The organism is Thermosynechococcus sp. (assembly GCF_025999095.1).
GTDB lineage: Bacteria > Cyanobacteriota > Cyanobacteriia > Thermosynechococcales > Thermosynechococcaceae > Thermosynechococcus.
Map to the genome: position 1 here is coordinate 536,243 of NZ_AP024678.1, position 13,085 is coordinate 549,327.

The window sequence follows — 13,085 nt, forward strand, 5'->3', positions numbered from 1 at the left end:
CTGAACTGGGGTACATCAAATAAGGAGATAGGATGCCCTTTTCCACTGGTTTTTCCATTGTTGAGTGTGTTTTGTACTTGCGAGCAGGGCTGGCGAGCTCAAGCTTGTAATGAAATGGCAACAGGCCTCCAGAAGACACTGCCACCACCTGCGGGAAAGTGATAGGATGCTATCAGATGCAAACTTCAGTTCTGAAAGCACGTGGCGCAGTCAACCGCACTAACAATTTGTGGCTTAGTTTACTCGCCCGCTATTGGCCAAGAACTAGTTCGTTTGCACACCTCTGATATTGATGAGCTGGTTTACTTTGCAAGCGAGAGGGAGTTTTGTAACTATTTAGAGGCACGGCGCAATAGCGTCGCTTGTTTAATTTTAGAATGGGGAGAGGGGACTCCGCAAATCATTACCTATCTTCACCACAGTGCCACCCTGTTGCCCGCCATCCTCATTTTTCCAGCCGCGCCAGGTCCCCCACCTGCTGGTCCCTACTATCACATTGCCGAAGTGATTTTGACAACCGATCAGCTGGAGCAGCTCAACCGGCAAATTGAGGAAGCTATCGCGGGATTTGTCAAGCTCTGTCCGGGATGTGCAGTGCCGCCCCATGTCCTGTTTCGCATGCCAGCCCTCAAAGAGAGCAGTAATATTGACCCCCAGCATCGTCTTTCCCAAAAATTGAAGGAACGACTCGGCTACCTGGGGGTGTATTACAAACGAGATACAGCATTTTTTTTCCGACGGATGTCCCCTGCCGATAAACGCAAACTGCTGGACGAACTGCGTTCAATTTATCGTACCATTGTCCTTGAATACTTTAACACCGATGCCAAAGTTAATGAGCGCATTGACGAATTTGTTAGTAAAGCATTCTTCGCAGATATTTCTGTTTCCCAAGTGCTAGAGATTCACGTCGAACTCATGGATAACTTTGCAAAGCAACTCAAACTCGAAGGCCGCAGTGAGGACATTTTGCTCGACTATCGCCTGACCCTCATTGATGTTATCGCCCATCTGTGCGAGATGTATCGTCGTTCGATTCCGCGGGAGGTGTAATGCCGATGGCCCCCTTGCGGAAAACCTATGTTCTCAAGCTATACGTTGCGGGTAACACCCCCAACTCGGTGCGTGCCCTAAAAACTCTCAATAACATTCTTGAAAAAGAATTTAAGGGAGTCTATGCACTCAAGGTAATCGATGTCCTCAAAAATCCGCAACTGGCTGAGGAAGATAAAATTTTGGCCACGCCTACCCTTGCCAAAGTCCTACCGCCACCTGTCCGCCGCATTATTGGGGACTTGTCGAATCGTGAGAAGGTGCTCATTGGCTTAGATCTCTTGTATGAAGAGATTGGTGACCAAGCCGAGGATGACTTAGGCTTGGAATAGGCACAGTCTTTAGAGACTCTCAGTTTAGAATAGCTTTTTGGAATTTTTACGCAATACCGAATCTAAAAATCTTCTATGACAAACCTACCTGAACATCAGTCCAGTCCAACGGAGCAGTCCTCTGCGGAAGTCAAGAAAATCCCGACGATGATTGAGGGCTTTGACGATATCAGCCATGGGGGACTTCCCCAAGGACGCACCACCTTAGTCAGCGGCACTTCAGGCACAGGGAAGACCCTTTTTGCAGTTCAGTTTCTCTACAATGGCATTACGATTTTTAATGAGCCAGGTATATTTGTTACATTTGAAGAATCCCCCCAAGATATTATTAAAAACGCCCTCAGTTTTGGCTGGAACCTGCAAAGTCTGATTGACCAAGGCAAGCTATTTATCCTGGATGCTTCTCCGGATCCCGATGGCCAAGAGGTGGCCGGTGACTTTGACTTATCTGCGCTGATTGAGCGCATTCAGTATGCCATTCGCAAATACAAAGCAACCCGGGTCTCCATTGATTCGGTAACAGCGGTTTTCCAGCAATACGATGCGGCCTCGGTGGTGCGGCGGGAAATTTTTCGCCTGGCTTTTCGCCTCAAGCAACTGGGCGTGACCACGATTATGACCACCGAGCGGGTAGATGAATACGGCCCTGTGGCGCGTTTTGGGGTTGAGGAGTTTGTCTCCGATAATGTGGTGATTTTGCGTAATGTTCTTGAGGGAGAAAGGCGGCGGCGCACGGTCGAAATTCTCAAGCTGCGGGGCACCACCCACATGAAGGGGGAATATCCCTTTACCATCAACAATGGCATTAATATCTTCCCCTTGGGAGCAATGCGTCTTACCCAGCGCTCTTCGAATGTGCGGGTGTCTTCGGGGGTTAAGACCCTCGACGAGATGTGTGGCGGTGGCTTCTTCAAGGATTCGATTATTTTGGCCACGGGCGCTACGGGGACTGGCAAGACTCTCTTGGTCAGTAAATTCTTGGAGACGGGCTGCCAACAGGGAGAACGGGCACTGCTGTTTGCCTATGAGGAATCGCGGGCGCAGTTGTCGCGCAATGCCTCCTCTTGGGGCATTGATTTTGAGGAGTTGGAACGGCGTGGTTTGTTGCGGATTATTTGTGCCTATCCAGAGTCAGCGGGGCTTGAGGATCACCTGCAAATTATCAAGTCGGAGATTGCGGACTTTAAGCCCTCCCGGGTGGCCATTGACTCTTTGTCTGCCTTGGCGCGGGGGGTGAGCAACAATGCCTTCCGGCAGTTTGTAATTGGGGTTACTGGATTTGCCAAGCAGGAGGAAATCACTGGCTTTTTCACCAACACCACGGATCAGTTTATGGGGTCGAACTCGATTACCGAGTCCCATATCTCCACAATTACAGACACAATTTTGCTTTTGCAGTACGTGGAAATCCGCGGTGAGATGTCACGGGCAATTAACGTCTTTAAGATGCGTGGCTCTTGGCACGATAAGGGAATTCGGGAGTATGTGATCACTGAGAAGGGGGCAGAAATCCGCGATTCCTTCCGCAACTTTGAGGGGATTATTAGCGGTACCCCCACCCGCATTTCCGTGGACGAAAAAACAGAGCTGGCGCGAATTGCCAAGGGGATGCAGAATCTAGAGAACGAGTAGCCCCATGCAGTTAAACCAAGTCATTGTGGTGCACAAGGCGGGCGATCGCCAGAGCAAGGAATGGGCAGATCGCGCTTCCCGTCAGCTGCAACAGCGTGGCGCCAAGGTGCTGGTGGGGCCGAGTGGGCCCAAGGACAACCCCTACCCTGTCTTCATGGCCTCAGTGACAGAGCCGATTGATCTGGCCGTTGTTCTGGGAGGAGATGGCACCTCCTTAGCAGCGGCACGGCATCTAGCGGCGGCTGGGGTTCCAATTCTAGCAGTGAATGTGGGGGGGCATTTGGGGTTTTTGACGGAGCCGCTGGAGCTGTTTCGCGATATGGAGGCAGTTTGGGATCGCCTGGAGCGGGACGAGTACGCGATGCAACAGCGGATGATGCTGCAAGCCCAGGTTTTTGAGGGGTCAAAGGCTCATCCTGAAGCGGTGGGCGATCGCTACTATGCCCTCAATGAAATGTGCATTAAGCCGGCCTCTGCTGATCGCATGATCACCGCCATCCTCGAGATGGAAATTGATGGCGATGTTGTGGATCAGTACCAAGGGGATGGGTTGCTGGTGGCCACCCCTACCGGCTCCACCTGCTATACGGTCGCCGCCAATGGCCCCATTTTGCATCCGGGGATGGCAGCCCTTGTGGTGACGCCCATTTGCCCTTTGAGTCTCTCTAGCCGCCCCATTGTCTTACCTGCGCGCTCCTCGGTCAGCATTTGGCCCTTGGAGGATCATAGCCTCAATACCAAGCTGTGGATGGATGGCGTACTGGCTACCTCCATTTGGCCAGGACAGCGGGTACAGGTGACAATGGCCGATTGTCAAGCTCGCTTTATCATCCTGCGGGATCACTACTCCTTTTATCAAACCCTACGGGAGAAGTTGGCCTGGGCAGGGGCACGGATTCCCTATCACAACAATCACCGCAATTAGATCACAACCGCCCCTGCAGAAGGTCTCTATAATTTAGGTGCATTCCTCACTCAACCCTGGTTATGATTCTCAGTCCTTTTGAACGCGCTGTTGTTGGCCAAGAGGCGCAAGCCCTGGTTGATCAGCTGTTAGAAATTGGGATTGCCCTCTCTGCCAGTCAATCCCTAGAGGAATTGCTGCATCTAATTCTCACCAAAAGTCGCCAAATTACTGCTAGCGACGCCGGCACGATTTTTCTAGTGCAGCGCGAACGGGCGGTGCTGGAATTCAAGGCAGCTCAAAACGATAGCGTCACCCTTCCTGAGCAAGTGCAGCACTATACAATACCCCTTACTGCCGATAGCTTGGTGGGCTATGTCGCTCTCACGGGGGAATCGCTGAATATTGCCGATGTGTATGCCCTCAGGGGGAGTGAGATGTACCAGTTCAATCGTTCCTTTGATGAAGCCCTACACTATCGAACCTGTTCGGTGCTGGTGGTGCCGATGCAAAATGTCAGTGGTGAGGTGATTGGCGTTCTGCAACTGATTAACCGCAAGCGATCGCCCGACACCCTACTGACACCGGAAACCAGCGTAGCTCTCACGCAGCCCTATAGCCCTTGGGAAGAACACATTGTGCGATCCCTGGCCAGTCAGGCCGCGGTGATTATTGAGCGCAACCATTTACTTGAAAGTATTGAACAGCTCTTTGAGGGATTTATCACCGCTTCGGTTCAAGCCATTGAGACCCGGGATCCAGTCACTGCGGGGCATTCCGAACGGGTGGCGGCTCTGACGGTGCGCCTCGCTGAGATCACCAGTGCCACCTCTAGGGGAGTCTTTCGCGATGTTTTCTTTAGCGATCGCCAGCTCCAGGAAATCCGCTATGCTGCCCTGCTCCACGATTTTGGCAAGGTGGGCGTGCCGGAGGCGATTCTCAACAAGCAAAAGAAAATTTACCCCGAACAACTGGCGGTCATTCGCCAACGCTTTGCCCTTGTCCGCCGCACCCTAGAAATGGAAACCGCTCAAGCCAAAGTCAATTACTTACTCTCCCATCCCCATCGGCCCCATACCCCAGAACAGGGGTGTCAGCACTGCGCTTTTCTACGACACCTGGATCAAGAACTCCAGCAAAAACTCCTCATCCTAGAAGACTACTGGCAGTTATTGGAGCAAGCCAATGAACCGCAAATTCTTGATCAAGAACCCCTGGAGCGCCTTCGGGAATTGACCCAGTTTTATTACCGCGGTGTTGATGGCGAACTCCATCCCCTCATTACGGCCACTGAACTTGAACAACTCTTGGTGCGCCGTGGCAATCTCACCCAACAGGAACGACGGATCATCGAAGCCCACGTGACCTATACCTACCAGTTTCTTGCCCGCATTCCTTGGACCCCCCATCTCAAAAATGTGCCCACCATTGCCTATGGTCACCATGAGCGCTTGGACGGCAGTGGCTACCCACGGGGTATTGGCGCAGCTGAAATTCCGCTGCAAACCCAGATGCTGGCGATCGCCGACATCTACGATGCCCTCACGGCCAAGGATCGCCCCTACAAAAAGAGCCTGCCGGTGGCGAAGGCCCTCGAGATCTTGTGGCAGGAGGCCAAGGAATTTAAGATCAATCCCGATTTAGTGGAACTCTTTGAGCAGCAGGAGGTCTTTCGGGTGCTGGGGCACCAGCGCTAGGGTTAATCGGCGGACGATTGCAAAAACGAGACTTTCCAGAGCGTAGCTGCCAGCCAATTGGTACAGGTATGGGCAACGATCACTAAGAGTAAATCATTCCTGGCCACGGCACTATAGGCAAACAAGCCGCCAACAATGGTTGCCCACAGGGCATAGGGCCACTGCTGCCGCGATCCAGCGTGCAAGATGCCAAAGCACACAGAACTGCCAATAATCCCTGCCCAGTTGAGCCCCAAACTCGGCAGGAGCACGCCGCGAAAGAGCAGCTCTTCACTAAGGCCGGGCAGAATGCCAATCCAAAACAGATCAGGCCACAGCAGTGGTGAAAGCACAAGTTTCAGGTAGGTATCTGACGCGTGGCGGTAGGCAGGCCAGAGGCGATACAAAATAGCGCTGATGCCGGTAATTCCTAGGCAGAGGGCAATCCCTAAAACCACTGCCCAGGCATCCCAGCGCAGCGGCAGAAGTCCCCCAGAAAAGGGGGTAAATAACCACACCCGCGCCAAAATCAGCCACAGGATGGCCGTTAACGCCATGGCCACTAAGACCTGTGTGCGACTCAGAGGCTCATCGGGCAGGGGGGACTCCTCCATAGGCCTACGCTTTCTGGAACTGACCAAATTGCAAGTTATAGACCTCTTCCTCTTTTTCCGAGATCAGTTTCAAATTTGAGCAGGGGCGGGCCACACAGAGGAGGACATAGCCTTTTTGCCGCAGTTCGGGACTCAGACCCATCGCATCCCCGTGATCCACGGTACCCTCCTGAATTTGGGCAGCACAGGTGGTACAGACTCCAGCATTACAGGAACTCGGAAGATCAATTCCCGCAGCGGTGGCCGATCGCAGGATGGGTTTATCGGCACTGGCTTCAAAGGTGTAGGTTTGCCCTTGGTGCAGGATCTCAACACGAAAGGTTTGGGTCATTCTGGCAGTGAGCTATGACGCAACATCTTCCCTATTATCCCCCTAATCCTCGCGATCGCTGGCTTCCTCGGGGGCAGACTTCACCCATGCCCGCAACGGATCAGGAATCGCTACTCGCTGGCGTTGGGGCAGCTGCAGGCAAATGTGTTGCGTCTGGGCAATGGCTACTCGATCGCCTGCCCCATTGTAGAGAGTATAGATCAGTTGAAAACGGCTAGTATCCAGTCTTTGGGGGTCAATGGTCACCCGCAGGCGATCGCCACAGTAGAGGGGCTTCAAAAAGCGGATCTGCGCCTCCGTAATCGGCACAATCAGGCCACTGTTGCTGAAAAATTGCCGCAGATCTACCCCCAACTGGGCAAGGGCATCCTCGTAGGCCTCATGACAAAACCGCAGCACATTGGCAAAGTAAACGACCCCAGCCGCATCGGTATCAGCAAAATGAACCGTGCGCTCATAGTCGCGCAGGGGTGTTGTATTCATCTATCGCCATTCCATCGCCATCCCATTGGGTTGTCCAACACAAGTCAGGCGCAAAAACACGCCACAGCCTTTATTGTTAATATAGGGTACAGCTTTTTGGCAAACCATTCGCATACCTAAACCGATGAGTAACAAAGGCAGTTCTGATCTTCGACTTCTTTTAAGCACGCTGGTGATCAGCGGCTTAGTCGCAGGACTGGCCTATTGGCAACTCAGTCAACACTGGATGCCCTCTCCCGATCAAAACGCTGGCTCCCCCCTACAGACCACAACCGCCAAGTGGCAAAAAATTGCGCTTGCTGCGACGTTGCGGGGCCATCAAGATGAAGTGAACGCGATCGCCCTGAGTCCCGATGGCAATTTACTCGTCAGTGCTGGCGACGATCGCAGGCTGCACTTTTGGAACTTGGCTACGGGAACTGCCCTAGGTCAAGCCAGCGGTCACACCGACTGGATCTATGCCCTTGTGATTACTCCCGATGGTCAAACGGTAATTAGCGGCAGCAAAGACAAAACCATCAAACTATGGAGTGTGGGCGATCGCCAACTCCAGGCCACCCTTAAGGGTCACCGTGATTTTGTCAATGGCCTAGCGCTCAGTCCCGATGGCCGCACCCTTGCCAGCGCCAGCTATGATCACACCGTCAAACTGTGGGACGTTCCTAGCCGTCAGGAAATCACGACCCTAGAAGACAATGGGGGCATCATGCTCAGTGTTGCCATCAGTCGAGATGGGCGTTTTTTAGCCACCGGTGGAGTGAATAAGCTCATCCGCATTTGGGATTTGCCCTCCCGCCGACTCCTGCGCACCCTCGAAGGGCACACCAGTGATGTCAATAGCCTTGCTTTTACCCCCGACAGCAGCCAATTGGTGAGTGGCAGTGACCAAGACGGTATCAAAGTCTGGGACCTGACCACAGGAGAACTTCAGCAGCAGTTTGGCACTGAGGGCGGGCAAGTTTTTAGTGTGGCGGTCAGTCCTGAGGGTAGCACCCTTGCCAGCGGCCATGGCGATCAAACCGTCAAGCTCTGGTCCCTCTCCGGTCAACTCCTACGCACCCTCAAGGGGCACTCCGGCGCCGTCTATAGCGTTGTCTTTGGCCAAGATCAACTGATCTCCGCCAGTGAAGACAAAACTATCAAAGTGTGGCGTCTCTTTCCCGAAACTCCATAGAGAACTCGTAGGCCTCAGCTGCAGAACAAAAAACGGCTAAGACCCCCAAGCATCTTAGCCACGGAGAACAACGGCTTGAATTTTTTTAGCCCACACTTCCCTCTAGCTTCACGCTCAGCAGGCGATCGGCCTCGACGGCGAATTCCATCGGCAATTGATTAAAGACATCGCGACAGAAGCCACTAATCATCATTGAGACGGCATCTTCAGCGGAAATGCCCCGCTGGGCAAAGTAGAAGAGTTGATCCTCGCCAATTTTCGACGTTGAAGCCTCATGCTCCACCTGGGCAGTGGGGTTTTGCACCTGAATATAGGGGAAGGTATTGGCGGCGGCGGTATCCCCAATGAGCATTGAATCGCATTGGGAGTAGTTGCGTGCCCCTGTGGCCTTGGGGCCAATTTTCACTAGGCCGCGATAGCTATTTTGGGAGTGCCCTGCCGAAATGCCCTTGGAGACAATCGTGCTGCGGGTATTTTTGCCAATGTGGATCATCTTCGTGCCCGTGTCCGCCTGCTGGTAATGATTGGTGAGGGCAACGGAGTAAAATTCACCCACGGCGTTATCCCCCACCAAGACACAACTGGGGTATTTCCAAGTAATGGCGGAACCCGTCTCTACCTGTGTCCAGGAGATCTTGGAATTGCGGCCAAGGCAGAGTCCCCGCTTCGTCACAAAGTTGTAAATGCCCCCTTTGCCATTTTCATCGCCGGCATACCAGTTTTGCACCGTGGAGTATTTGATTTCGGCATTGTCCAGAGCCACCAGCTCCACTACTGCCGCGTGGAGTTGATTGGTGTCAAACATGGGAGCCGTACAACCTTCAAGATAGCTCACATAGCTCCCTTCATCGGCAATGATGAGCGTGCGCTCAAACTGACCCGACTCACCGTTATTGATGCGGAAATAGGTGGATAGCTCCATTGGACAGCGGGTATTCTTGGGAACATAGACGAAGGAGCCATCGGAAAAAACTGCGGAGTTCAAGGCAGCATAGAAGTTATCGCCAATGGGAACAACACTGCCTAAGTATTTCTGCACCAACTCGGGATATTCCTGGAGGGCTTCAGAAATGGAGCAGAAAATGATCCCCTGCTTGGCCAACTCCTCGCGGAACGTGGTGGCTACTGACACACTATCGAAAATGGCATCTACGGCCACATTGGTGAGCCGCTTTTGTTCTGAAAGGGGAATCCCCAGTTTTTCAAAGGTTTCCAGCAGGACAGGATCTACTTCGTCCAAGCTTTTCAGCTTTTCCTTCTGTTTCGGAGCTGAGTAATAGACAATGTCTTGATAGTTGATCGGGGGATAGCTCACCCGTGGCCATCTGGGCTCGCTCATCTTCAGCCATTGGCGATAGGCACGCAGGCGAAACTCCAGCATGAACTCTGGTTCGTTCTTCTTGGCGGAGATGAGGCGAATAATGTCCTCGTTGAGACCCTTGGGAATGGTTTCCGTCTCAATTGGGGTAACAAAGCCATATTTATAAGGCTGATTGACGAGGGATTGTACCGTTGCTGACATCGAGTGTTCTCTTGGGTGAAGGAATGGCCAAAACTTAGAGTATATTAAGCAACAAGGTGGTTGCTTTATCCATAGGACTAATTTAGCAACAAAACGGTTGTTTTAGTCAAGGGGGCGTTGCGTGACGCTCACATCGGATACTAAACAGGACATCTTACACTGCCTTCTCCGGGACGGTCACCTCAGTGCTCAGGAGTTGGCGGCTCAACTGGCCATTAGTCCGCAGGCGGTGCGCCGGCATCTCAAGGATCTAGAGGCGGAGCAACTAGTGACCTATGAAGTCCTGTCGGGTACGGTGGGACGTCCCCAATACCGTTACACGATTAGCGAGGCGGGACGGGAAGAACTGCGGCAACTGCAACTGCGCCAACAGTCTAATCATCCCAAGGGGTTTGCCCTTGAACTCTTGGAATCCGTAGCAGCAACCCTGGGTCCAGAGCAGATGCAGGATGTGTTGCAGGCCGCTTGGCAACGCAAGGCACTGGCCTATCGCGAGCAAATGGGGAGCGGTACCTTGGCGGAACGCTTGGCGCGGCTGGTGGCACTGCGGCAACAGGAAGGCTATATGGCAGAGTTTTACCCCGTGAGTGAGCCTAAAGGTGCCTATTTGTTTACGGAGTACAATTGTGCGATTTCCGCCGTTGCTCAGTCTTTTCCCACAGTCTGTCATCATGAGTTAGAGATGTTTGCGATCGCCCTAGGGGATTGTGCTGTTGAGCGCACCCATTGGCTGGTGGATGGTGAACATCGTTGCGGTTACCTCATCCGTCCCTTGAAGTAGCATGGCTTTTTGTCCACCCACCTTTGTGCAGCAGAGCCTCACCACGGCAATGGGCCGTATGGTCTATTACACCCCCAGCGATCGCTACTGGGGTCCGGTGCAATCGCGACCTCCCCTGGTCTTTCTCCACAGTTTGGGGGGTGGCTCTAGCCACTATGAATGGTCGCCGGTGTATCCTGCCTTTGCACCTGATTATCGCGTCATTGCTCCGGATCTCATTGGCTGGGGAGAGTCCGATCATCCTGCCCGCGACTACACCAGCAGCGACTACTGGTTAATGATTGCGGAACTGCTGCGAATGCTGGGAACGCCCGTTACCGTTGTTGCCTCCTCCTTGACGGCAGGGATTGTTGTGCGCTTGGCAATCCAGCAACCGCATCTCTTTGAGCGTTTGTGTCTGGTCTGCCCCAGTGGGTTCAATGACTTTGGCGAAAATCAAGGACAGGCGATCGCCAGTGCCCTCCTGGGTGTACCGATCCTTGATCGCCTCATTTACACCCTTGCTGCCGCTAACCCCTTGGCGGTGCGCAGCTTCCTCACCCAATTTATTTTTGCTGATCCGCAACGGCTGCGCTCGGAAACTGTTGAAGCCTACCTGGATGCGGCCTGTCGTCCTAATGCCGAGTGGGCAGCTCTAGCGACCCTGAAGGGAAATCTCTCCTTTGATCTCAGCCAGTATTTACCCCAGTTAACCATCCCCACCGTAATTCTCTGGGGAGAAAAGGCGAAGCTCACCCCCCTCTCCCTTGGGGAGCGACTCTATGCCACCGCCCGCGATCGCCTGCAACAGTTTCGAGTGATCCCCAAAGCAGGGGTCTTGCCCCATCTGGAGCAACCTGAATGGGTGATTTACAGCCTGCGGCGCGATTTGTTGGTTTGAGCTGTCCCCGATACAGGTATCCTAGAAGTATTGCTTGAAGTGTTGATGCAATGGCAGAAATTCAATTTATCCGTGGCGTTGATGAAGAAGTGGTTCCCAATGTGCGTTTGACCCGGGCACGGGATGGCAGCAGTGGTCAGGCCATCTTTTACTTCGACAATCCGAAAATCGTCCAAGGGGGTAACCTGGAGATCACGGGGATGTACATGGTGGACGAAGAAGGGGAAATTGTGACCCGGGATGTCAATGCTAAGTTCATTAACGGCCAGCCCGTTGCCATTGAGGCCACCTACACCATGCGCAGCCCCCAGGAGTGGGATCGCTTTATTCGCTTTATGGATCGCTACGCCGCTAGCCATGGCCTTGGCTTCCAGAAGTCTTAGAAGTCTGAAATTAGCGGGTGCCGATTCAAAAAGATTGTGCTAGCTTAAAAGTACAATGCCTTTTTTGTCTTTATTCAGGACGCAAGGCAGCTGCAAATCCTATAGCGATTACAGTAGGGACATCAATGGATTATCTAGAGAGCCTGCTTGACACCCTCAAATCGTGGTTAAAAAAACTACTGCAACTTCTAGGGGGCGCCGAACCCACCCCTGAACTGGAGCCAATTCCGATTCCGGTGCGCGATCGCCAATAAAGCAGCGGTCCTAAACAGAATTGAGTCGCTTGAACGGTTAGGTTGAGCTTGGCCTTTCATATTCTAGTGCTTCATGGCCCCAACTTGAACCTGTTAGGGCAACGGGAGCCGGGGATCTATGGGGTGGTAACACTCGCGAGCATCAACCAATCCTTGGAAGCCTTGGCACAGGAGCTAGGGGTAACTATTGAATGCCTCCAGTCCAATTATGAAGGGGTCTTAGTAGATGCTATTCAGGGGGCTATGGGACGTGCCCAAGGCATTTTAATTAACCCTGCGGCCTATACCCACACCAGTGTTGCTTTGCGGGATGCGATTGCGGCGGTTGCCCTACCAACCGTTGAGGTTCACCTGAGTAACATTCATCAACGGGAAGCATTTCGCCATCATTCCTACATTGCCCCGGTGGCGATCGGTCAAATTGCTGGCTTTGGTGCCGACAGTTATCTTTTAGGTTTGCGGGCACTGGTGAATTATTTACAGCAAAAGGCTAATTCTTAGCAGGGGGCGCGATCGCCAGCGGCGTTCCCAACTGTCGTGCCAGCCAAAACTCCACACTGCGTATCCAAGATTTACCATCAAGGGGCTTGACGAAAAAGGGTTGCACCAAAATCGTGAACATCCCCAAGCGATTGCCCGCAAGAATATCCGTAAACAGGCGATCGCCCACCATGGCCACCTGAGCGTAAGGTAAATTCATGGCTTGCACGGCCTGACGAATCTTACGTCGAGAGGGCTTACTCGCCCCCGCCAAAAAGGGTAACTCCACCTGCTGGGCAATACATTCAATGCGGCGGTGGTTCAAGTTATTGCTCACTAACCAGATCGGCATTTGATGCTTGACCTCCAGGAGCCACGCCAGAATTTCTGGCGGCAGATCGACCTCCCGCGCGGGGAGGAGCGTATCATCTACGTCCAGCACCATGCCTCGCAGGTGATATTTTGCCAACAGACGGGGGTGCAACTGTTCAATGGTGGTTTCAAGAATTAAATCCGGTTGCAGCAGGGCTGCCAGAGACCCAGTGGCCATTGAAAATGCAAATAGTGAAGAAGAAGCTTTTGACAG

Annotated in this window: 16 protein-coding genes; 11 read left to right on the forward strand and 5 right to left on the reverse strand. The window is 52.9% G+C overall.

Annotated features, from left to right (window positions below; all coding sequences use genetic code 11):
• The first annotated feature begins 201 nt into the window (after positions 1-201).
• From Q0W94_RS02685 to Q0W94_RS02705, 5 genes are all read left to right on the forward strand, one after another.
• A complete protein-coding gene (locus tag Q0W94_RS02685) occupies positions 202-1,053 on the forward strand; it encodes a circadian clock protein KaiA (protein ID WP_297760746.1) in 852 nt (283 codons plus the stop codon).
• Between the two features lie 5 nt (positions 1,054-1,058).
• Complete coding sequence (gene kaiB, locus Q0W94_RS02690) at positions 1,059-1,385, forward strand: circadian clock protein KaiB (RefSeq protein ID WP_011056333.1); 327 nt, start codon at positions 1,059-1,061, stop codon at positions 1,383-1,385.
• Positions 1,386-1,460: 75 nt separating this feature from the next.
• Positions 1,461-3,017 (forward strand): circadian clock protein KaiC, encoded by a 1,557-nt coding sequence (gene kaiC, locus Q0W94_RS02695; RefSeq protein ID WP_297760749.1) that lies wholly within the window; start codon positions 1,461-1,463, stop codon positions 3,015-3,017.
• 4 nt (positions 3,018-3,021) lie between these two features.
• Positions 3,022-3,942 carry an NAD(+) kinase gene (locus Q0W94_RS02700; RefSeq protein WP_297760752.1) on the forward strand — a complete coding sequence of 307 codons (921 nt, stop codon included), beginning with the start codon at positions 3,022-3,024 and terminating at the stop codon, positions 3,940-3,942.
• Between the two features lie 62 nt (positions 3,943-4,004).
• A complete protein-coding gene (locus Q0W94_RS02705; protein ID WP_297760755.1) occupies positions 4,005-5,618 on the forward strand; it encodes an HD family phosphohydrolase in 1,614 nt (537 codons plus the stop codon).
• Between the two features lie 2 nt (positions 5,619-5,620).
• Here Q0W94_RS02705 and Q0W94_RS02710 read toward each other — a convergent pair whose 3' ends face one another.
• Genes Q0W94_RS02710 through Q0W94_RS02720 form a run of 3 tightly spaced genes read right to left on the reverse strand, consistent with a single transcriptional unit; the run spans position 5,621 to position 7,025 of the window.
• Positions 5,621-6,211 carry a CPBP family intramembrane glutamic endopeptidase gene (locus Q0W94_RS02710; RefSeq protein ID WP_297760758.1) on the reverse strand — a complete coding sequence of 197 codons (591 nt, stop codon included), beginning with the start codon at positions 6,209-6,211 and terminating at the stop codon, positions 5,621-5,623.
• Positions 6,212-6,215: 4 nt separating this feature from the next.
• Positions 6,216-6,542 (reverse strand): 2Fe-2S iron-sulfur cluster-binding protein, encoded by a 327-nt coding sequence (locus Q0W94_RS02715; RefSeq protein WP_297760761.1) that lies wholly within the window; start codon positions 6,540-6,542, stop codon positions 6,216-6,218.
• 42 nt (positions 6,543-6,584) lie between these two features.
• Positions 6,585-7,025, reverse strand: coding sequence for a thioesterase family protein (locus tag Q0W94_RS02720; RefSeq protein WP_297760764.1), 441 nt, complete (start codon positions 7,023-7,025; stop codon positions 6,585-6,587).
• A 124-nt stretch (positions 7,026-7,149) separates the two neighbouring features.
• On the opposite strand from Q0W94_RS02720, the gene Q0W94_RS02725 reads away from it, so the two are divergent.
• The gene (locus Q0W94_RS02725) at positions 7,150-8,199 is read left to right on the forward strand and encodes a WD40 repeat domain-containing protein (protein ID WP_297760767.1); all 1,050 of its coding nucleotides are present in this window, start codon (positions 7,150-7,152) and stop codon (positions 8,197-8,199) included.
• 85 nt (positions 8,200-8,284) lie between these two features.
• Here the strand turns inward: Q0W94_RS02725 and sufB are convergent, their stop codons facing one another.
• Positions 8,285-9,721, reverse strand: coding sequence for a Fe-S cluster assembly protein SufB (gene sufB, locus Q0W94_RS02730; protein ID WP_297760770.1), 1,437 nt, complete (start codon positions 9,719-9,721; stop codon positions 8,285-8,287).
• Positions 9,722-9,842: 121 nt separating this feature from the next.
• Here sufB and sufR point away from each other — a divergent pair, with 121 nt between their 5' ends.
• The 5 genes from sufR to aroQ all read left to right on the forward strand — a co-directional run bounded on the left by sufR (position 9,843) and on the right by aroQ (position 12,520).
• Positions 9,843-10,502 carry an iron-sulfur cluster biosynthesis transcriptional regulator SufR gene (gene sufR, locus Q0W94_RS02735; protein WP_297760773.1) on the forward strand — a complete coding sequence of 220 codons (660 nt, stop codon included), beginning with the start codon at positions 9,843-9,845 and terminating at the stop codon, positions 10,500-10,502.
• Between the two features lies 1 nt (position 10,503).
• Positions 10,504-11,382: an alpha/beta fold hydrolase gene (locus Q0W94_RS02740; protein ID WP_297760776.1), complete on the forward strand. Its 879-nt coding sequence runs from the start codon at positions 10,504-10,506 to the stop codon at positions 11,380-11,382.
• Between the two features lie 50 nt (positions 11,383-11,432).
• On the forward strand, positions 11,433-11,765 hold the full coding sequence (psb28, locus tag Q0W94_RS02745) for a photosystem II reaction center protein Psb28 (protein ID WP_297760779.1): 333 nt from the start codon (positions 11,433-11,435) through the stop codon (positions 11,763-11,765).
• A 125-nt stretch (positions 11,766-11,890) separates the two neighbouring features.
• Positions 11,891-12,019, forward strand: coding sequence for a hypothetical protein (locus Q0W94_RS02750; protein WP_297760782.1), 129 nt, complete (start codon positions 11,891-11,893; stop codon positions 12,017-12,019).
• Between the two features lie 48 nt (positions 12,020-12,067).
• A complete protein-coding gene (aroQ, locus tag Q0W94_RS02755) occupies positions 12,068-12,520 on the forward strand; it encodes a type II 3-dehydroquinate dehydratase (protein ID WP_315863090.1) in 453 nt (150 codons plus the stop codon).
• Here aroQ and Q0W94_RS02760 read toward each other — a convergent pair.
• Positions 12,510-13,049 carry a YqeG family HAD IIIA-type phosphatase gene (locus tag Q0W94_RS02760; protein ID WP_297760784.1) on the reverse strand — a complete coding sequence of 180 codons (540 nt, stop codon included), beginning with the start codon at positions 13,047-13,049 and terminating at the stop codon, positions 12,510-12,512. The genes aroQ and Q0W94_RS02760 overlap by 11 nt on opposite strands.
• Positions 13,050-13,085: the final 36 nt, after the last annotated feature.

Excerpts from the sequence above, each read along its gene's own strand:
- kaiB (WP_011056333.1), top strand. The coding sequence starts at position 1,059 with ATGGCCCCCTTGCGGAAAACCTATGTTCTCAAGCTATACGTTGCGGGT.
- kaiC (WP_297760749.1), top strand. The coding sequence starts at position 1,461 with ATGACAAACCTACCTGAACATCAGTCCAGTCCAACGGAGCAGTCCTCT.
- Q0W94_RS02700 (WP_297760752.1), top strand. The coding sequence starts at position 3,022 with ATGCAGTTAAACCAAGTCATTGTGGTGCACAAGGCGGGCGATCGCCAG.
- Q0W94_RS02705 (WP_297760755.1), top strand. The coding sequence starts at position 4,005 with ATGATTCTCAGTCCTTTTGAACGCGCTGTTGTTGGCCAAGAGGCGCAA.
- Q0W94_RS02710 (WP_297760758.1), bottom strand. The coding sequence starts at position 6,211 with ATGGAGGAGTCCCCCCTGCCCGATGAGCCTCTGAGTCGCACACAGGTC.
- Q0W94_RS02715 (WP_297760761.1), bottom strand. The coding sequence starts at position 6,542 with ATGACCCAAACCTTTCGTGTTGAGATCCTGCACCAAGGGCAAACCTAC.
- Q0W94_RS02720 (WP_297760764.1), bottom strand. The coding sequence starts at position 7,025 with ATGAATACAACACCCCTGCGCGACTATGAGCGCACGGTTCATTTTGCT.
- Q0W94_RS02725 (WP_297760767.1), top strand. The coding sequence starts at position 7,150 with ATGAGTAACAAAGGCAGTTCTGATCTTCGACTTCTTTTAAGCACGCTG.
- sufB (WP_297760770.1), bottom strand. The coding sequence starts at position 9,721 with ATGTCAGCAACGGTACAATCCCTCGTCAATCAGCCTTATAAATATGGC.
- Q0W94_RS02740 (WP_297760776.1), top strand. The coding sequence starts at position 10,504 with ATGGCTTTTTGTCCACCCACCTTTGTGCAGCAGAGCCTCACCACGGCA.
- psb28 (WP_297760779.1), top strand. The coding sequence starts at position 11,433 with ATGGCAGAAATTCAATTTATCCGTGGCGTTGATGAAGAAGTGGTTCCC.
- Q0W94_RS02750 (WP_297760782.1), top strand. The coding sequence starts at position 11,891 with ATGGATTATCTAGAGAGCCTGCTTGACACCCTCAAATCGTGGTTAAAA.
- Q0W94_RS02760 (WP_297760784.1), bottom strand. The coding sequence starts at position 13,049 with ATGGCCACTGGGTCTCTGGCAGCCCTGCTGCAACCGGATTTAATTCTT.